Origin of the sequence: Mesorhizobium sp. M1365 (assembly GCF_040317865.1) — a bacterium.
In the GTDB taxonomy this organism is placed as follows: Bacteria; Pseudomonadota; Alphaproteobacteria; order Rhizobiales; family Rhizobiaceae; genus Mesorhizobium.
In genome coordinates this window covers 16992-34222 of the sequence record NZ_JAMYLG010000027.1, presented here as the reverse complement: position 1 = coordinate 34222, position 17231 = coordinate 16992, and the positions used below count along the sequence as shown (strand labels likewise).

General features: G+C 62.9%; 14 protein-coding genes. 8 read left to right on the top strand and 6 right to left on the bottom strand.

Annotation, left to right across the window (positions count from 1 at the left end; genetic code table 11):
• Positions 1-15 precede the first annotated feature (15 nt).
• The 4 genes from accB to NKH04_RS23505 all read right to left on the bottom strand — a co-directional run bounded on the left by accB (position 16) and on the right by NKH04_RS23505 (position 3367).
• A complete protein-coding gene (gene accB / locus NKH04_RS23520) occupies positions 16-474 on the bottom strand; it encodes an acetyl-CoA carboxylase biotin carboxyl carrier protein (RefSeq protein WP_292662508.1) in 459 nt (152 codons plus the stop codon).
• A gap of 26 nt (positions 475-500) precedes the next feature.
• Positions 501-935: a type II 3-dehydroquinate dehydratase gene (gene aroQ / locus NKH04_RS23515; RefSeq protein ID WP_023717478.1), complete on the bottom strand. Its 435-nt coding sequence runs from the start codon at positions 933-935 to the stop codon at positions 501-503.
• A 163-nt stretch (positions 936-1098) separates the two neighbouring features.
• On the bottom strand, positions 1099-1902 hold the full coding sequence (locus NKH04_RS23510) for a DsbA family protein (RefSeq protein ID WP_352451092.1): 804 nt from the start codon (positions 1900-1902) through the stop codon (positions 1099-1101).
• A 70-nt stretch (positions 1903-1972) separates the two neighbouring features.
• Positions 1973-3367: a M48 family metalloprotease gene (locus NKH04_RS23505; protein WP_352501647.1), complete on the bottom strand. Its 1395-nt coding sequence runs from the start codon at positions 3365-3367 to the stop codon at positions 1973-1975.
• 145 nt (positions 3368-3512) lie between these two features.
• On the opposite strand from NKH04_RS23505, the gene NKH04_RS23500 reads away from it, so the two are divergent.
• On the top strand, positions 3513-4661 hold the full coding sequence (locus NKH04_RS23500) for a pyridoxal phosphate-dependent aminotransferase (RefSeq protein WP_352766715.1): 1149 nt from the start codon (positions 3513-3515) through the stop codon (positions 4659-4661).
• An 11-nt stretch (positions 4662-4672) separates the two neighbouring features.
• Positions 4673-5620 (top strand): glutaminase, encoded by a 948-nt coding sequence (locus tag NKH04_RS23495; RefSeq protein WP_352766713.1) that lies wholly within the window; start codon positions 4673-4675, stop codon positions 5618-5620.
• A 92-nt stretch (positions 5621-5712) separates the two neighbouring features.
• Here the strand turns inward: NKH04_RS23495 and NKH04_RS23490 are convergent, their stop codons facing one another.
• Positions 5713-8691, bottom strand: a complete 2979-nt coding sequence (locus tag NKH04_RS23490; RefSeq protein ID WP_353045046.1) for an Rne/Rng family ribonuclease — start codon at positions 8689-8691, stop codon at positions 5713-5715.
• 668 nt (positions 8692-9359) lie between these two features.
• Between NKH04_RS23490 and NKH04_RS23485 the strand changes: the two genes are divergently transcribed.
• From NKH04_RS23485 to NKH04_RS23460, 6 genes are all read left to right on the top strand, one after another.
• The gene (locus NKH04_RS23485; protein WP_352970535.1) at positions 9360-10622 is read left to right on the top strand and encodes an N-acetylmuramoyl-L-alanine amidase; all 1263 of its coding nucleotides are present in this window, start codon (positions 9360-9362) and stop codon (positions 10620-10622) included.
• A 213-nt stretch (positions 10623-10835) separates the two neighbouring features.
• Positions 10836-13292: a penicillin-binding protein 1A gene (locus NKH04_RS23480; protein WP_352472768.1), complete on the top strand. Its 2457-nt coding sequence runs from the start codon at positions 10836-10838 to the stop codon at positions 13290-13292.
• A gap of 168 nt (positions 13293-13460) precedes the next feature.
• Positions 13461-14592 (top strand): peptide chain release factor 2 gene (gene prfB / locus NKH04_RS23475; RefSeq protein WP_352451084.1). Its coding sequence is split into 2 segments (ribosomal slippage): positions 13461-13526 and positions 13528-14592, totalling 1131 coding nucleotides; the frame shifts between segments, so codons are not numbered across the junction.
• A 473-nt stretch (positions 14593-15065) separates the two neighbouring features.
• A complete protein-coding gene (locus tag NKH04_RS23470) occupies positions 15066-15452 on the top strand; it encodes a hypothetical protein (protein WP_352970538.1) in 387 nt (128 codons plus the stop codon).
• Between the two features lie 192 nt (positions 15453-15644).
• A complete protein-coding gene (locus NKH04_RS23465; RefSeq protein WP_023679923.1) occupies positions 15645-16013 on the top strand; it encodes a GFA family protein in 369 nt (122 codons plus the stop codon).
• Positions 16014-16187: 174 nt separating this feature from the next.
• Positions 16188-16835: a YiaD family glycine zipper/OmpA-like lipoprotein gene (locus NKH04_RS23460; protein WP_254817106.1), complete on the top strand. Its 648-nt coding sequence runs from the start codon at positions 16188-16190 to the stop codon at positions 16833-16835.
• Positions 16836-16925: 90 nt separating this feature from the next.
• Here the strand turns inward: NKH04_RS23460 and NKH04_RS23455 are convergent, their stop codons facing one another.
• Entirely contained in the window at positions 16926-17198 is a 273-nt protein-coding gene (locus NKH04_RS23455) for a DUF2798 domain-containing protein (RefSeq protein ID WP_023679921.1), read from the bottom strand.
• Positions 17199-17231 lie beyond the last annotated feature (33 nt).

Below are 17231 nucleotides of genomic sequence, written 5' to 3'. Positions count from 1 at the left end.
CGCCTGTTCCCGGCTCTACTCGATCACGACGAGCGGCATGCCATATTCGACCGGCTGCGCATCTTCGAACAGGATCGCCGTCACCGTGCCGGCGCGCGGCGAGGGGATCTGGTTCATCGTCTTCATTGCTTCGATGATCAGCAGCGTCTGGCCTTCCTTGACCTTCTGGCCGATTTCGATGAACGGCCTGGCGTCCGGCGACGGTGCCAGATAGGCGGTGCCGACCATCGGCGAGGCGACGGCGTTCTTCGACACGTCGGGCGTCGCCGGGGCGGCCGCTGCCGCGGGCTGCGCGGCTGCCGGGGCATAGGCCGGCTGAGCTGCGGCGACCGCATGGACGGCCGGCGCCTGCCGCGAGACGCGCACCTTCAGATCGCCCAGCTCGACCTCGATCTCGGTCAGGTTGGTGTCGTTCAGTATGCCCGCCAGATCGCGGATCAGCTGCTGGTCAACACCGTTCTTCTTTATCGACATTTTCGAGCCTTCTGTTTGTTGGCCGGTCATAGGCGTGCAGCCAGCGCCTGCAGCGCCAGCGTGTAGCCGAGCGGCCCGAACCCGCAGATCATGCCGACGGCGACCGGCGCGACCATGGAGACGTGGCGGAATGGTTCCCGCGCGTGGATGTTGGAGAGATGCACCTCAGCCACCGGCAGCGGCGCGACGGCGCGGATGGCATCGTGAATGGCGATCGAGGTATGGCCGTAGGCGCCCGGATTGATGACGATTGCGGCGGCCTTGTCGGCGGCCTCGTGGATCCAGTCGACGAGGTCGCCCTCATGGTTCGACTGGCGGAAATCGATCTCCAGCCCAAGTGCGGCACCTGCCTGCTTGCAGTCGTCGGCGATCGCGGCAAGCGTCTTGCCGCCATAGATGCCCGGCTCGCGCTTGCCGAGCGCGTTGAGATTGGGGCCGTTCAGGACGAAAACCGTTTTCAAAAAATGCCGACCTTTCCCGGCGCGGCTAAGCCGGCGCGCCGGACCCTCTATAATGGGCATAGACGCTGGCGAAAAGAGCGCAAGTGCGTTCTTTCGCCGTCCACAACAGCCGGAAAACGGCCCGTGCCGGAAACCCGCAGCCTAATCGAAACCCGAACGCTGATCAGAGCGCGGCCTTCGCCGCCTCGATCTTTTCGGCCAGCACTTCCTGGCCAAGCGCGCCGAACACCACCTCGTTGCCGACGACATAGGACGGCGTTCCGGTGATGGCGAGCTTGGTGGCGAGGTCATAGGTCTTGGAGAAGGCCTCGGTGATGCTCGGGTCCTTCATCTTTTCGCGCAGCGCCGCCTCGTCGGCGCCGAGCGACAGCGCCACCTTGATCGCCGCCGCCTCGGTGGCGCGCCCCTGGCCGCCGAGCAGCGCATTGTGGAATTCGCCGTATTTCTCCGGCTTCATCAAATGGAAGGCCATCGAGACGACGCTCGCCTTCTGCGAATCCGGGCCGAGGATCGGGAACTCCTTGAGTACGAAGCGCAGGTCCGGATCGGCCTTGGTCAGCGCGCGCATGTCGTCGATGGCGCGTTTGCAGTAGCCGCAATTATAATCATAGAATTCGACGATGGTGACCTTGCCGTTCGGATTGCCGACAACACCGTCGAATGAGGAATTGAAGATCTGGTCCTTGGCGTCTTTGATGACGCCGAGACTGGCGACGCGCTGTTCTTCTTTCTGCTTGGCCTCGAGTGCCTGCTGGGCTTCCAGAAGCACTTCCGGGTTCTTCAGCAGATAGTCGCGGACGATGCCTTCGACTTCGGCACGGTCGAGCTTGGTACCTGAGGACGTCGTCTGGGCAAGCTGTGCCGTGCCGGCCTTCGCCGTCTGCGGATTGCCGGCGACGAAGCCGAACGCCAGCATGGCGAGAGCCGCTGCCACTCCGGTAGTGCCCAGCAGAATTGCCTTGGTCATGATCCTCGATCCTCTTGCCTGTGTTCGGGTCCGCCCGGTTTGGCTGTGTCGCAGCCTGCGTCCGAAAGGTTCACTTCTTCTTACCTGATGGTGCGTAGTTTATAATGTCCTGCGCGCGAAGCCAGCCCGGCTCGCCCCGCTTCATGCTCTGCTGCGCCCGCATGGCGAAGATTTTCGCATTCTTGTAGTCGCCGGAATAGAAATGCCCTTCGGCGGTTGCAAGCTCGGCGGCCGGGATGTTGCCGAGTTCCCCGTAAGCCTGTGCCAGATAGCGGTATCCGGCGGCGTTTTCGCGATCCCGTCCGAGGCCGGTGTTGATCTGCGCCACCGCCTTCTTCAGCGAATCCTGCGTGCCGATCGCCATCAGTGCCTGGCCGTAAGAGACCGGCAGCAGCCCCGATCGCGCCGGATCGAGGCTGACCGACTTGGCATAGGCGTCCGCCGCATCCTTCGGCCGGTTCGCCTTCATCAGGATGTCGCCGCGTAATTCCTGGAAATAGGGATTTTTCGGCTGTTCCTTGATCAACGCGTTGGTCTTGGTGAGCGCCGACGCCAGATTGCCGAACAGATAGGTCATCTGCGCGTCGCCATAGCGTGAGGCGACGCTGCCGGGGTTCTTGCGCATCAATCGCGACGCCGCCGCCTGGCCCTGCATGTAGGCGGCGATCTTTATGCGCATCATGTCGTGGCGCTGCTGCAGTGCCGGCGGGTCCACCTTGTCGACGTAAGGGCTCTGCTTCACCAGCACTTCGAGATTGGCGATACGCTCCTGCGGCATCGGATGGCTGATCCTGTAGGGATCGACTTGCGCGCCCGAGAGCGACAATGCGTTCTGGAAGCGGCCAAACGTCTTCAGCATGCCCATGCCGGACTGGCCGGTTGCATTGAGATAGGTGATCGCCGAACGGTCGGCGGTCATCTCTTCGGTGCGCTGATAAGCGAGGATACTGCGTTGCGCCATCTCGCCGCCGCCGGCCACCACGCCCATGCCGGCGCCGGCGAGACCGCGGCTGTTGCTGGTGGCGCCGGCCACCATGGCGCCGGCGCCAAGCAGCGTCGCCAGGATCGCCATCGTCTTGGCGCGCTCGAGCTGTTCTCGCAATTTCTGCTGGTGTCCGCCGGCGATATGGCCGGCCTCGTGGGCAATGACGCCAATGATCTCGTTGGGCGTTTCGGCCGTCATCAGCGCGCCGGTGTTGATGAACAGCCGGCGGCCGGCAACAAAGGCGTTGAAGCTCTGGTCGTTGACCAGCACGATGTTGATGGCGTCGCCCGACAAGCCCGCCGCCTTGAAGATCGGCCGCGCGTAATCGCGCACCAGCGCCTCGATCTCGGCATCGCGCACAACCGGCACATTCTGCGCAAAGGCATTGACCGAGCCGGCTATGGCGACCACCACGGCAAGCGAAAGCATCGCGAGGGCGCGCGCTGTCCTGGCGATCGTCGATTTGGGTCGGCTCAACATGGCAGGTCCACTGGTAGACGAGTGGGCGAAGGATGAAAAGTCGGCAGCCTAAACTTACCGAACTTGTGATCCCCACACCAATCGGGCATTTGTGCGGCGCGGCCAGCATGGCCGGCACGTGTGGACAAGTGTGGTGGATTGAAAAATGGTTGTTTCGCTTTCGCGCCGCGGCGCGGTCGAACCGTTCCATGCCATGGACATCCTGGCCGAGGCGAATCGGCTGAAAGCCAAGGGCCTGCCGGTCGTTTCTATGGCCGTCGGCCAGCCTTCCGATCCGGCGCCGGCCGGGGTTCGCGAAGCGGCGGCCAATGCCTTGAAGACAGGCCGCATCGGCTATACCGACGCGCTGGGCCTCGCCGGCCTGCGCAAGGCGATCGCGGCGCATTATGGCGAGCATTACGGGCTTGACGTTTCGCCCGAGCGGATAGCCGTCACCACCGGATCGTCGGCTGCCTTCAACCTCGCTTTCCTGGCAATGTTCGATCCAGGCGACCGCGTCGCCATCGCTGCGCCCGGCTATCCTGCCTATCGCAACATCATGGCCGCGCTCGGCATCGACATCGCCGAGATCGAGTTGGACGGCGCCGCCTATCTGCATGCCGAGCACCTGCAAGCCGCGCACCGCGAAAAACCGCTGAAGGGCGTGCTGTTCGCCAGCCCGGCCAACCCGACCGGCGCGGTCATTCCCGCCGGCGATCTCGAGGCGCTGGTCGAGACGGCGCAAGAGCTCGGCATCGCCATCATCTCGGACGAAATCTACCACCGGCTGGCCTATGCGGCGCCCGACACGACGGCGCTTGCTTTCGGCGCGGATGTGACGGTGATCAATTCCTTCTCGAAATATTATTGCATGACCGGCTGGCGCATCGGGTGGATGGTGCTGCCGCAGGAACTGGTGCGGCCAGTCGAGCGCATCGCCCAAAGCCTCTACATCTCGCCGCCCGAACTGTCCCAGATTGCCGCGATCGAGGCATTCAAGGCGACGTCAGAGCTGGAAGCGGTGAAGGCGCGCTATGCCTGGAACCGCGAGCTCCTGATGCAACGCCTGCCGGAGCTCGGCTTTGCTTTGGCCGCGCCCATGGACGGCGCGTTCTACGCCTTCTGCGACGTCACCAGGCACACCAATGACAGCATGGCGTTTGCGCGCCGGATGCTTGCCGAGGCGCATGTGGCGGCGACGCCGGGCCGCGATTTCGACCCGCTGCAAGGCCATCGCACGATGCGCTTTTCCTATGCCGGCAGCCACGACGACATGGTCGAGGCGATGGCGCGTATCGAACGCTGGCTGAAGTAGCGGGGGCGACGATGCCGGAGCTTGAACAGGCGCCTCAACTCGAACAGGCGTTGCGCGAGGTCGCCGCCGAAATGGCGGAGCGTACCGATCGCGGCGACGTCGCCAGCTATATTCCCCAGCTCGGCAAGATCGATTCGAAAAAATTCGGCATTTCCGCGGTGACCAATGACGGCCGCGTGCTGACCGCGGGCGACGCCGACGAGGCGTTTTCGATCCAGAGCATCTCAAAGGTGTTCACGCTGACGCTGGCGCTCGGCAATGTCGGCGACGCGCTGTGGCAGCGGGTTGGGCGCGAACCTTCGGGCAATCCGTTCAACTCGATCGTCCAGCTCGAGCACGAGAACGGCATTCCGCGCAATCCATTCATCAATGCCGGCGCCATCGTCGTCTCCGACATCCTGCTTGCCGGCCATCAGCCGCGCGAGGCGATCGGCGAGATCCTGCGCTTCATCCAGTTCCTGGCCGATGACGACACCATCGTCATCGACCGCGAGGTCGCGGCGTCCGAACGCGCCACCGGCTTTCGCAATTTCGCGCTTGCCAATTACATGAAATCGTTCGGCAATCTCCACCATGCGCCGGAACTGGCGCTGGGCGTCTATTTCCACCATTGCGCTATCGCCATGAGCTGCCGGCAACTGGCCCTGGCCGGCCGCTTCCTTGCCAATGGCGGCAAGAACCCGGCGACCGGGCATTCCGTCGTGTCGGCAGAGCGCGCCCGCCGCATCGGCGCGATGATGCTGACCTGCGGCCACTATGACGGCTCCGGCGACTTCGCTTTCCGCGTCGGCATTCCCGGCAAGAGCGGCGTTGGCGGCGGCATATTGGGGATCGTGCCGGGCGTCGCCTCGCTTGCCGTATGGTCGCCAGGCCTCAACGCCAACGGCAATTCCAGGCTGGGTTCGATCGCGCTGGAAAAACTGGCGAAGATGATGAACTGGTCGATCTTCGCGCCATAGTGTCGTCGCCTGAATTGGAGCAAAAAATCCCGCGCAGCCGATCGGCAGCGCGGGATTTTTTTTCAGAAAGTCTGGCTAATGCACGGAAAGGCTTAGAAAAAGCCCTTCCGTTGCCACCAGCCGGCACGCTTCGGCTTGTCCTCGGCCTTTGCTTCCTCGGTCTTTGCCTCGTCGGTCTTTGCCTCGTCCGGGACGATCGAGGAGACGACCGGCACGACCGGAGCATCCACCGGTACCGGCTTGCGCCGCGACGGCCGGACCTTCGGCGTTTCCTCGGCAGCCGCCACTTCAGTCTCCTGCGAAGGCGGCGCAGCGGTCTCGCCGGAAGCCACGGAGGCGGCCCCGGCAGCCGATGTCTCGGCGCCCGCAATCTCGGCAACTGCTTCCGCCGCAACTTTCTTCGGCTTGGCGGTACGGCGCGGCTTCTTCGGCTTTTCGGCGCTCGGCATGTCGTCGTTCGCCGGAGCGAGCACCGCAAGCTCTTCGGCCGGCGGCGCACCTTCCGGCTCGCCGGTTACGGGCTCTGCTTCCGACACGGCACCTTCCGTCATGGCGGCTGGTTCGCCGGGGGCAGCTTCCAAGCCGTCCTCGCCGTCCTCACGGCGATTGCGCTTGCCGCCGCGCTTGCCGCGCCGGCGCTTCTTGCCGTGACCGTCGTCCGCCGCTTCCGCCGTTTCGGCCACAACACCTGCCGGCGCTTCATGTTCCGCTTCGGCGCCTTGGTCGCCCGCGGCTACGAAGGCGTCGTCCGTCGGCGCCGAAACGGAAGCACCTTCCACAGCAGCGCCATGTTCGCGGTCCGCGTGTTCACGATCCCCGTGTTCACGATCCTTGCCGCCGCGCCGTCTGCGGCGCTTGCGGCGCTTGCGATCGCGGCCTTCGCCGTCCTCGCCGGACCTTGGCTGCTGCGGCTGCTGGGCAGGGCGTGGCTGCTCGGCCTGCACCGGTGCCTCGTCTTCCTCTTCGATGACGATCTCGTCCTCGGGTTCTTCCGGCTCGACATAGGCCGGGAACGTGCGCGCCTCGACAAAGCCTTCCGGCTTTTCGGCCAGCGCGCCGCGGAAGATGGCATAGTGTTGTGCACCGACCGCGTCATCGGCTTCGATGGTGATGGTCACGCCGAAGCGATGCTCGAATTCCACCAGCGTGCCGCGCTTGTGATTGAGCACATAGAGCGCGGTCGCCGCCGGCGTCCGCACCGTGATGTGGCTGCGCGAATCCTTGAGCAGGAATTCCTCGATTGCCCGCACCACCATCAGCGCGACCGACGAATCGGAGCGCACATGGCCGGTGCCGCCGCAATGCGGGCAAGGCTTCATCGTCGATTCCAGCACGCTGGCGCGGATGCGCTGGCGCGACATCTCCATCAGGCCGAAATGCGAGATGCGGCCGACCTGGATGCGGGCACGATCGTTCTTGAGGTGATCCTTCAGCCGCTTCTCGACGGAGCGGTTGTTGCGGTTCTCTTCCATATCGATGAAGTCGATGACGATGAGGCCGGCGAGATCGCGCAGCCTCAATTGCCGGGCGACTTCCTCGGCGGCTTCCAGATTGGTGTGAAGTGCGGTGTCCTCGATCGAGTGCTCCTTGGTGGAACGGCCCGAATTGACGTCGATGGCGACCAGCGCTTCCGTCTGGTTGATGATGATGTAGCCGCCGCTCTTCAGCGTCACCTGCGGCTGCAGCATGCGGTCGAGTTGCGCTTCGATGCCGTTGCGCACAAAGATCGGCGTCGTGTCGCGGAACGGCTGAACCACCTTGGCGTGGCTCGGCATCAGCATGCGCATGAAGTCCTTGGCCTCGCGGTAGCCTTCTTCGCCGGAAACCAGGATCTCGTCGATATCCTTGTTGTAAAGGTCGCGCACCGAGCGCTTGATCAGGCTGCCTTCCTCGTAAACCAGGGCAGGGGCCGTGGATTGCAGCGTCAGATTGCGGACGTTTTCCCAAAGCCGCATCAAATATTCGTAGTCGCGCTTGATCTCTGCCTTGGTGCGGCTTTCGCCTGCCGTACGCAGGATGACACCCATGCCTTGCGGCACTTCGAGATCGGCGACCACTTCCTTCAGCCGCTTGCGGTCCTGCGCATTGGTGATCTTGCGCGAAATACCGCCGCCGCGGGCCGTGTTCGGCATCAGCACCGAATAGCGGCCGGCCAACGACAGGTAGGTGGTCAGCGCTGCACCCTTGTTGCCGCGCTCTTCCTTGACGACCTGCACCAGCAGGATCTGCCGGCGCTTGATCACTTCCTGGATCTTGTACTGGCGACGGACCGGCTTGCGGCGGTTGCGCACTTCTTCCAGCGCGTCCTCGGCGCCGACCGATTCGACCTCGTGATCGTCCGGATGCGAGGATTGCACCTCTTCCAGCATGCCGCGATCATTGTCTTCGGAGGTTGCTTCGCCGCTTGTCTCGGCCCCGCTTGTCTCGGGCCCGCTTACCTCGACTTGCGGGACGGCTTCCGAGATTACGTCGGCATCGACGCTGGCAGCGATGGAACTCGAACCGCCTTCGGACGGCTCGGTCTCACCGCGATCGGCGGCTTCATCGCTCTGCCCGGCGGCACCCTCGCTCTGTCCGGCAATGTCGGACATGGTGTTGTCGTCAACGGCGTCCAGCTTTTCTGCGACGGCATCTTCGCCATTCTCGCCGTCGGCCGCGCCTGCCTCGCGCCTGTGCTCGCCGCGGTCGCGGCTCTTGCCGCCGCGCCGGCGTCCGCGCTTGCCACGGTCGCGGCTCTGGCGGTCCTCGCCTTCGGCGGCTTCCTCGTCCTCTTCGTCCTGGGCTTCCTGTGCTTCCGCACGCAGCAGCGCCTGACGGTCGGCGACCGGAATCTGGTAGTAGTCGGGGTGTATTTCACTGAAGGCGAGGAAACCATGACGGTTGCCGCCATATTCGACAAAGGCTGCCTGAAGGGAAGGTTCGACGCGCGTTACGCGGGCGAGATAGATGTTTCCTTTGAGCTGCTTCTTGTCCTGGGATTCAAAGTCGAATTCTTCAATACGGTTACCGCGAACGACGACAACGCGTGTTTCCTCCGGGTGGGAGGCGTCTATCAGCATTTTGTTGGGCATTATTTCGTTTCCTCCCGGCAGCCGTCGGCCGCAGCTTGCGAGGCAATGCCCGCTGCCGTGGACCTGGAACATGGGTGCCGGACAATTGAACGTCCGCCGGCCGCTGCCTGAGCGCCATGGCGGTGCCGCCCGCAGCCGTAGTGGCGCGGTTTGTTGCGGACCTTTCCATGATTGCGCTTGAAGCCATCGTCACCAGCAGAACCTTTTGAACCAAAGCCCGGGAAAAACCGGACCAGCTTGTTTGCTCATACAGAGCCGGCACGGGACAATCCCGGCCGTTTTGCTCACGCAGGCGATTCCCCCGCCACGGGAGCACGCCTGCGAAAATCGTCGCGATCACCGATGCCTTCTTCGCCTGAAGCGAAAGGAGCCGTCTTGCGTCTGACCTGTAGCAGGAAGCTGCGGAGGAGGACGGTTCCAGGATTGCAGTGATCCACCATCGCTTTTATGATTTGGCGGGTTGGAAGGCAACCCCGATTCCCGATGCCGGCAAAAAGCCGTTCCGCAGCGGAAGCCCCGGTCCCAAGCCTTCCATGAAAAGGCTTGGTTAACCTTCTCTGGATACCAATCGTTAATCGAGTTCGCGGTCTGCCGGCACTTTGACAAGCGACAGGGCACTTCGACAAGCGATCGGGCATGACGCCAAAACGGGAGCGATTGGTAGAAAGATGGGACTGGCAGGCTTCGCAGACAAGGGCCGTCATCATGGAGGCTGGTTCTTCCGTACCGTCTGCCTGCTGTCGCTGATCCTGGCTTGCCTGGTCTTTTCGCCGCTTTCGCGTGCTGCCGACGCACCGCTTGGTGCCACAAGCTACAAGATGGCCGGCGATGCCACCAAGATGCGCATCGTCATCAATTTCGACCGCGAGCCCGACATCAAATGGTTCCTGCTGCGCGGCCCCGATCGCCTGGTCATCGATCTGCCGGCCACGAGATTCGCCTTCAATGCCAAGGATGTGAAGCCGCGCGGCCTTGTCCGCGCCGTGCGTTACGGCGAACTCGGCGAGGGGAAATCGCGGCTGATTCTCACCGGCAAGGGACCGTTCGCCGTCGACAATCTCGACGTGCTCAAGAACGGTGACGGCAACGGCTACCGGATCGCCATCGACATGTCGGCGGCCTCGCAGCGGGAATTCGACGCAGCGCTCGCCAATCAGGCGCTGACCACCGGTTCGACGGTCTCCGCCGACAAGGCCGGCAGGGTCGGTACCGGGCCGGTCTCCAATCCGGGCCATCGTTTCACCGTCGTCGTCGATCCCGGCCATGGCGGCATCGACGGCGGTGCCGAGGGCCTGAACGGTACGGTCGAAAAGAACGTGACGCTCGCCTTTGCCATGGAACTGCGCGACAAGCTCGCCGCCAGCGGCAAATACGACGTGTTCCTGACGCGCGAAACGGACGAGTTCCTGCGGCTCGACGACCGCGTGCGCATTGCCCGCCAGCATGAGGCCGACCTGCTCATCTCGATCCATGCGGACACGATCAGCCTCAAGGGCATTCGCGGCGCAACCGTCTACACCGTGTCCGACAAGGCTTCCGATCCCGAGGCGCAGGCGCTTGCCGACCGTGAAAATCTTTCCGACCAGTTCGCCGGCATGGAGATCAAGGACGACAGCAAGGAAGTGACCGATATCCTGATCGACCTGATCCGCCGCGAGACGCATAATTTTTCGATGAGCTTCGCCCATACTCTCGTCGGCCAGCTTTCCACCAGCGTCGGTCTGATCAACAACCCGCAGCGTTCTGCCGGCTTCAAGGTGCTGAAGGCGCCGGACGTTCCATCCGTGCTGGTCGAACTCGGCTATCTGTCGAACGCCAAGGACGAAGCGCAGTTGCTCAGCGCCGATTGGCGCAACAAGGCGACCCAGAGCATAACCAACGCCGTTGCCCTGTTTGCTTCGGCCAAGAGCGGAACGGGGGCCGGAGGCTGAAATGTCCGCCGGCGCCCACAACCTGAAGCAGCGTTGCACGGCGACAACACCCTGTGCTTTTATTTCCGGCATTCGAAACCGAAATCCCGCGCTGCCGTATTTTGCCCACATGGTCGCGACATGGATTTTGCGATTACGGTTTGGATCGTCCCGAAAGCTTGCGTGAAGGGCGGCTTCGTTTAGGAAATTCCCGAACCAAGGACTGGAGCGGGTATGATTCGTCTCATTGGCTATTTCTTCGGCATCGGCACGACGCTGGCCCTTTTGGTCGCGGCGGGCGTGGCGATCTATATCGGCCATTTGTCGAAGGACCTGCCCGATTACGAGGTGCTGGCCAAATACGAGCCGCCGGTGACGACCCGCATCCACGCGTCGGATGGCGCGCTGATGGCCGAATATGCGCGTGAGCGGCGGCTTTATCTGCCGATTCAGGCGATCCCGGATCGTGTCAAGGCGGCCTTCCTGTCGGCCGAGGACAAGAATTTTTACAATCACCCCGGCATCGACGTGACCGGCCTTGGCCGGGCCATTGTCGTCAACCTGCAGAATGTTGGTTCGGGAAAGCGCCAGGTCGGCGCCTCGACGATTACCCAGCAGGTGGCGAAGAACTTCCTGTTGTCTTCAGACCAGACCTACGAGCGCAAGATCAAGGAGATGATCCTCGCCTTCCGCATCGAGCAGGCCTACTCGAAGGATCGCATTCTCGAGCTCTATCTCAACGAGATTTTCTTCGGCTTCGGCGCCTATGGCGTCGCCGGTGCTGCGCTCACCTATTTCGACAAATCGGTGAACGAGCTCACCGTGGCCGAAGCCGCCTATCTCGCCTCCCTGCCGAAGGGGCCGAACAACTACCATCCCTTCAAGCATGCCGATCGCGCCTTGGAGCGCCGCAACTGGGTCATCGACCAGATGGTCGAGAACGGCTACGTCACGCATGAGGAAGGCGAGAAGGCCAAGGCCGAGCCGCTCGGCGTCACGCCGCGCCGCACCGGCAACTATCTCTTCGCCGGGGAGTATTTCACCGAGGAAGTGCGTCGCCAGATCATCGCGCGCTACGGCGAGAATGCGCTCTACGAAGGCGGCCTTTCCGTCCGCACGACGCTCGATCCGAAGATGCAGCTGATTGCCCGCAAGGCCATGCAGAACGGACTTATGAAGTTCGACACGCTGCGCGGCTACCGCGGGCCGGTCACGAGCATCGACGTTTCCGGCGACTGGGGTGTGCCGCTGGGCAACGTCAAGCGGTTAGAGGATGTGCCGGAATGGTCGCTCGCCGTCGTGCTCGACAGCTCGGCCACCGGCCTGTCCATCGGCCTGCAGCCGACGCGCCAGATCTCCGGCGAAATCGTCAAGGACCGCGTCGAAGGCACCGTCAGCAAGGAAGACATGAGCTTCGCCATGCGCCACGTCGTCGACGGCAGGACCGTCAAGGCGAAGTCGCCGGCCGACGTGCTGAAGCCGGGCGACGTGATTTTTGTGCAGAAGAACGACGGCTCGGACAACAGCTACAGCTTGCGCCAGGTTCCCGAAGTGGAAGGCGGCCTGATCGCCATGGATCCGCATACCGGACGCGTCCTGGCCATGGTCGGCGGTTTCTCCTACGCGCAGTCGGAGTTCAACCGGGCGACGCAGGCTATGCGCCAGCCGGGATCGTCGTTCAAGCCGATCGTCTATTCGGCCGCCCTCGACAATGGCTATACGCCCGCCTCCGTGATCATGGACGGGCCGATCACCATCCAGAGCGGCAACACGACCTGGACGCCCAAGAATTACGACGGAACGGTGGCCGGCCCGGCGACCTTGCGGTCCGGCATCGAGAAATCGCGCAACCTGATGACGGTGCGGCTTGCCAACGACATGGGCATGAAGCTGGTCGTGGAATATGCCGAGCGTTTCGGTGTCTACGATCACCTGGCGCCGTATCTGCCGATGGCGCTGGGATCCGGCGAGACGACGGTGATGCGCATGGTGTCGGCCTATTCGATCATGGCCAATGGCGGCAAGTCGATCAAGCCGTCGCTGATCGACCGCATCCAGGACCGCTACGGCAAGACCGTCTTCAGGCAGGACGAACGCGGCTGCTCGAACTGCAACGCCGCCGAGTGGCAGAACCAGCCAGAGCCGGAGCTGGTCGACAATTCCGAGCAGGTGCTCGATCCGATGACCGCCTACCAGATCACATCGATGATGGAGGGCGTCGTGCAACGCGGCACCGGCGCCACCATCAACGAGCTCGGCCGTCACATCGCCGGCAAGACCGGAACGACCAACGACGAAAAGGATGCCTGGTTCATCGGCTATACGCCGAACCTCGTTGTTGGCCTCTATATGGGCTACGATCAGCCGAAAGGCCTTGGCAAGGGCGCGACCGGCGGCGGCCTTGCCGCGCCGATCTTCAAGGATTTCATGCGCGTGGCGCTGGACGGCACGCCCAATGTCGACTTCAAGGTTCCGGACGGCATGAAGCTGATTGCGATCAATCGCAAGACCGGCATGCGAGCCAACGCGGGTGACGCCGGAACCATCATCGAAGCCTTCAAGCCGGGTACCGGTCCCGCCGACAGCTACTGGGTGATCGGCATGGGTGCGGACGGCTCCAACGCCACCGGCGGGGCGCTGTCGCCGCAGGCCAACCAGGCCATCCAGTCGGGCGGCGGCGGGCTCTACTGACAATCGCTACATCGGGTCGGGCCGGCTTGACGATGATGGTCGAGCCGGTCCATTCCGCTTTAACGGGGGCCGGTACATTACAGCGGCCGGCGCTTTACAGGAGACCGTGCCGTCCCTATGTATCGCGCCACCAAACCGCCATCCAGCAACAGGACAGAACAGCCAGCCATGCGCGCGGAAACGCAAAACATTGTCGACGAGATCAGGCAGGCGATCACCCTGCTGAGGAGGCATCTTTGACTGGGACCAAGCCATAAAGCGGCTTGAGTACCTGAACGTCCGTGCCGAGGATTCGAGCCTCTGGAACGAGCCGCTGGAAGCACAAAAGCTGATGCGCGAGCGTCAGGGCCTCGAGGAAGGCATTGCCGCCGTCAAAGGCCTCACCCAGGCCCTGGAAGACAATATCGGCCTGATCGAGCTTGGCGAGGAAGAGGGCGACGAGGGCGTCATCGCGGAGGCCGAAGCGGCGATCCGCTCGATGCGCGGCGAGGCCAAGGCGCGCCAGATCGAAACGCTGCTGTCGGGCGAGGCTGACGCCAACGATAGCTATCTGGAAGTCCATGCCGGCGCCGGCGGCACCGAAAGCCAGGACTGGGCCTCGATGCTTCTGCGCATGTATACGCGCTGGGCCGAGCGCCGGCGCTTCAAGGTCGAGGTGCTTGAAGTGCATGACGGCGAAGAAGCCGGCATCAAGTCGGCCACGCTGCTGATCAAGGGCCACAACGCCTATGGCTGGCTGAAGACGGAATCGGGCGTGCATCGTCTCGTGCGGATTTCGCCCTATGACAGCAATGCGCGCCGCCACACCTCCTTCGCCAGCGTCTGGGTCTATCCCGTCATCGACGATACGATCGACATCGACGTTTCCGAATCCGACGTCCGTATCGACACCTATCGGTCGTCGGGATCGGGCGGCCAGCACGTCAACACCACCGATTCGGCGGTGCGCATAACCCATCTCGCCACCGGCATCGCGGTTGCCTGCCAGGCCGAGCGCTCCCAGCACAAGAACAAGGCCAAGGCCTGGGAAATGCTGCGCTCGCGGCTTTACGAGGAAGAGCTGAAGAAGCGCGAAGCGGTGGCGAACGCCACCGAAGCGTCGAAGAGCGATATTGGCTGGGGCCACCAGATACGGTCCTACGTGCTGCAGCCCTATCAGCTGGTGAAAGATCTGCGCACCGGTGTCGAGAGCACCAGCCCGTCGAGCGTGCTCGACGGTGACCTCGACGATTTCATGGAAGCCTCACTGTCGCAGCGGATCGAAGGTGGCGCCGGCGAAACGGTGGCCGATATCGACTGAGGCCGCCGGGCACCAATCCGGCAGGAATGTGGGTTCATCACGCGAGAGTTACGGCCATCGCGCGAGAGTGACGAGCTCTCAATTTGCACTTACCTGTCGTTCTACAACTTTGTTTTTCATCGGATTTTTCAAAAATCGATTTCCGCTTTTGACGCGGATGCCGCGGGCCGCCGGTGCCAAGCCTGGAACCAGCGCGAGCCAAATCCCGTTATTGGCGATCCCGCTGCCGGGGTTGACCAGGTTTCGTCAATCAGGACGGCAGGTTGGTTCCGGCTGCAGAGGTCGGCGTTCGGTTGCGACAGCAATTGCTTGCGCCGACCAAGGAATCAGCCCAGCATTCATGCGCTGGGGAGGAAAAAAGCATTTATGGCCGGACGCGGCGTATCTGCGACCTGACGATCCGGCCACTGGGAAGACACGTTCCGGGAACGGGCAAGCGAAATGCTTGACAACCGTTGATAGGAACTGCGCTCATGCCTGCTCTCACAACCAGACCGGCCCCAGTCGCCCGCACGGCGCGCCGACTCCTGAATTCACTTGTCGCGGCAGTGGTTTTGATAGCTGCCGCCATTCCATTTGCGGCGCCTGCTCTGGCGCATGATGCCAGGCCGACCGCGGCCATGCCGCAAGGCTGGAGCTATCCCTTCTCCTGCTGCTCGGGCTATGATTGCCGCGAGGTCTCTCAGACATCGATCAGCGAACGTCCCGAGGGCTATGTCATCAAAGGAACCGGGGAAGTCGTGGCCTATAGCGACAAGCGGATCAAGAATTCGCCCGACGGCGAATATCATTGGTGCTCCGTTGCCGGTGCCAATGACGGAAAGACCATCTGCCTGTTCGTGCCGCCATCGTCCTATTAGCGCATGACGCCCGAAAGCTTGCCGACGGGCTGACCCGGGGGTGTGCGGCGGCTTTGGATCGATGAGCCTTCGGTCGGCACTCCAGCACTTTTAACCTGTGCATCGCAGGCTCACAGGTCGCTGACAGGCAGTTGTCAGGAGCGTTTCTTTATGCTGCCTTTGCTTACGGGCGGCATTGTGAGGGACCAATCCATGACGATCAAGGCAAGCTGCCACTGCAAGGCGACGACGTTCGAGGTCTCGCAAGCGCCGCAGACAGTGACGCGATGCACCTGTTCCTTCTGTTCGAAACGCGGTTCGTTGTGGGCCTATTACACCCCATCGCAATTCAGGCTCACCAGCCCGCCGGAGAATGTTTCGTTCTACCAGTGGGGATCGAAAACCATAAAACACGGCTTTTGCGCCACCTGCGGCTGTGGCACCTTCACCGAGACGCCGGACTGGTCGACAGGCGAGCCGAATTTCGACAATCCGAAGATCAGCGTGAACTCGCGGCTGTTCGACGATTTCGATCTCGACAAGGTCGAAGTGGTGGTCATCGACGGCAAGAATCTCTGGTAGCCGGTCGAATTGCGGTGGTCGCGCGAGCCGCTGCAGGCGTGTGGAATTGAGCCGGGGAAAGCCGCGGCAGCGGCTTTTGCTGGTCCGCTTTTCGCCGCATTTCATGTTACAAGTCGCTGGAAGGGCTGATGCGGTGCGCCGTTGCGCGGCCGTGGAATGGAGAGGGACCACCATATGAAAAAGATTGTGCTCGCCGTCGTGGCGACGGCTGTGCTCGTGAGCGCATGCACCACCGATCCCTACACCGGGGAACAGAAGGTTTCCAACACCGCTGCCGGCGCCGGTCTCGGTGCTTTGGCGGGTGCCGGGCTCGGCATGCTTGCCGGCGGTAACGACCGCCGCAACGCGCTGATCGGCGCGGGCATCGGCGCGCTTGCCGGCGGTGCCATCGGTGCCACCATGGACCAGAACGAGGCCGAACTGCGCCGACAGCTTCAGGGCACAGGCGTCAGCGTCACCCGCACCGGCGATCAGATCATCCTCAATATGCCGTCCGACATCACCTTCAACGTCGACCAGGACGCGGTGAAGGCCGGTTTCTATCCGGTGCTGAATTCGGTGGCCCTTGTGCTGAAAAAGTTCCGCCAGACCACCGTCGACGTGTTCGGCCACACCGACTCGACCGGCAGCGACGAGCACAATTTCGACCTGTCGCAGCGCCGTGCTTTGGCGGTCGCCAACTATCTGTCCGGACAGGGCGTCGATTCCCGCCGCTTCGCCGTCACCGGCTTCGGCAAGACACGTCCGATCGCCTCCAACGCGACCGCTGCCGGCCGGGCTCAGAACCGCCGCGTCGAGATCCAGCTGTCGCCGCTTACCTGAGGCAAGCGCACGAACCGGCCGCGGCCCCGCAAGGGGCCGCTCTAATGGCTATGTCGGCCCTCCGTCCGCCGGCATCCTTCGTTCGTGATGTCAGGACCGGGCCGGCTGATCGACAATCGCGGCAACGATCCGGCGCACGATCGGAAGCACAATCAGCAGACTGGGAAACGCGACAAGCCATGAAGCGCCCCATGCATAGCTCCAGGCCGCTATAAACCCGTTCGTCCAGCCTGCGCCGATTGCCGTCGAAACCGCCGAGACAATCGAGGACATCAGAATCGAAAGAACCAACGGCATCACCACCGCGCCGTAGGAGGGCGGCAGCTTTCTCAATTTGAAGGCTCGGTCCGGTGATGCTTGCATCGAAATCTCCCAATCAGAAAAAATGTGCGTCAG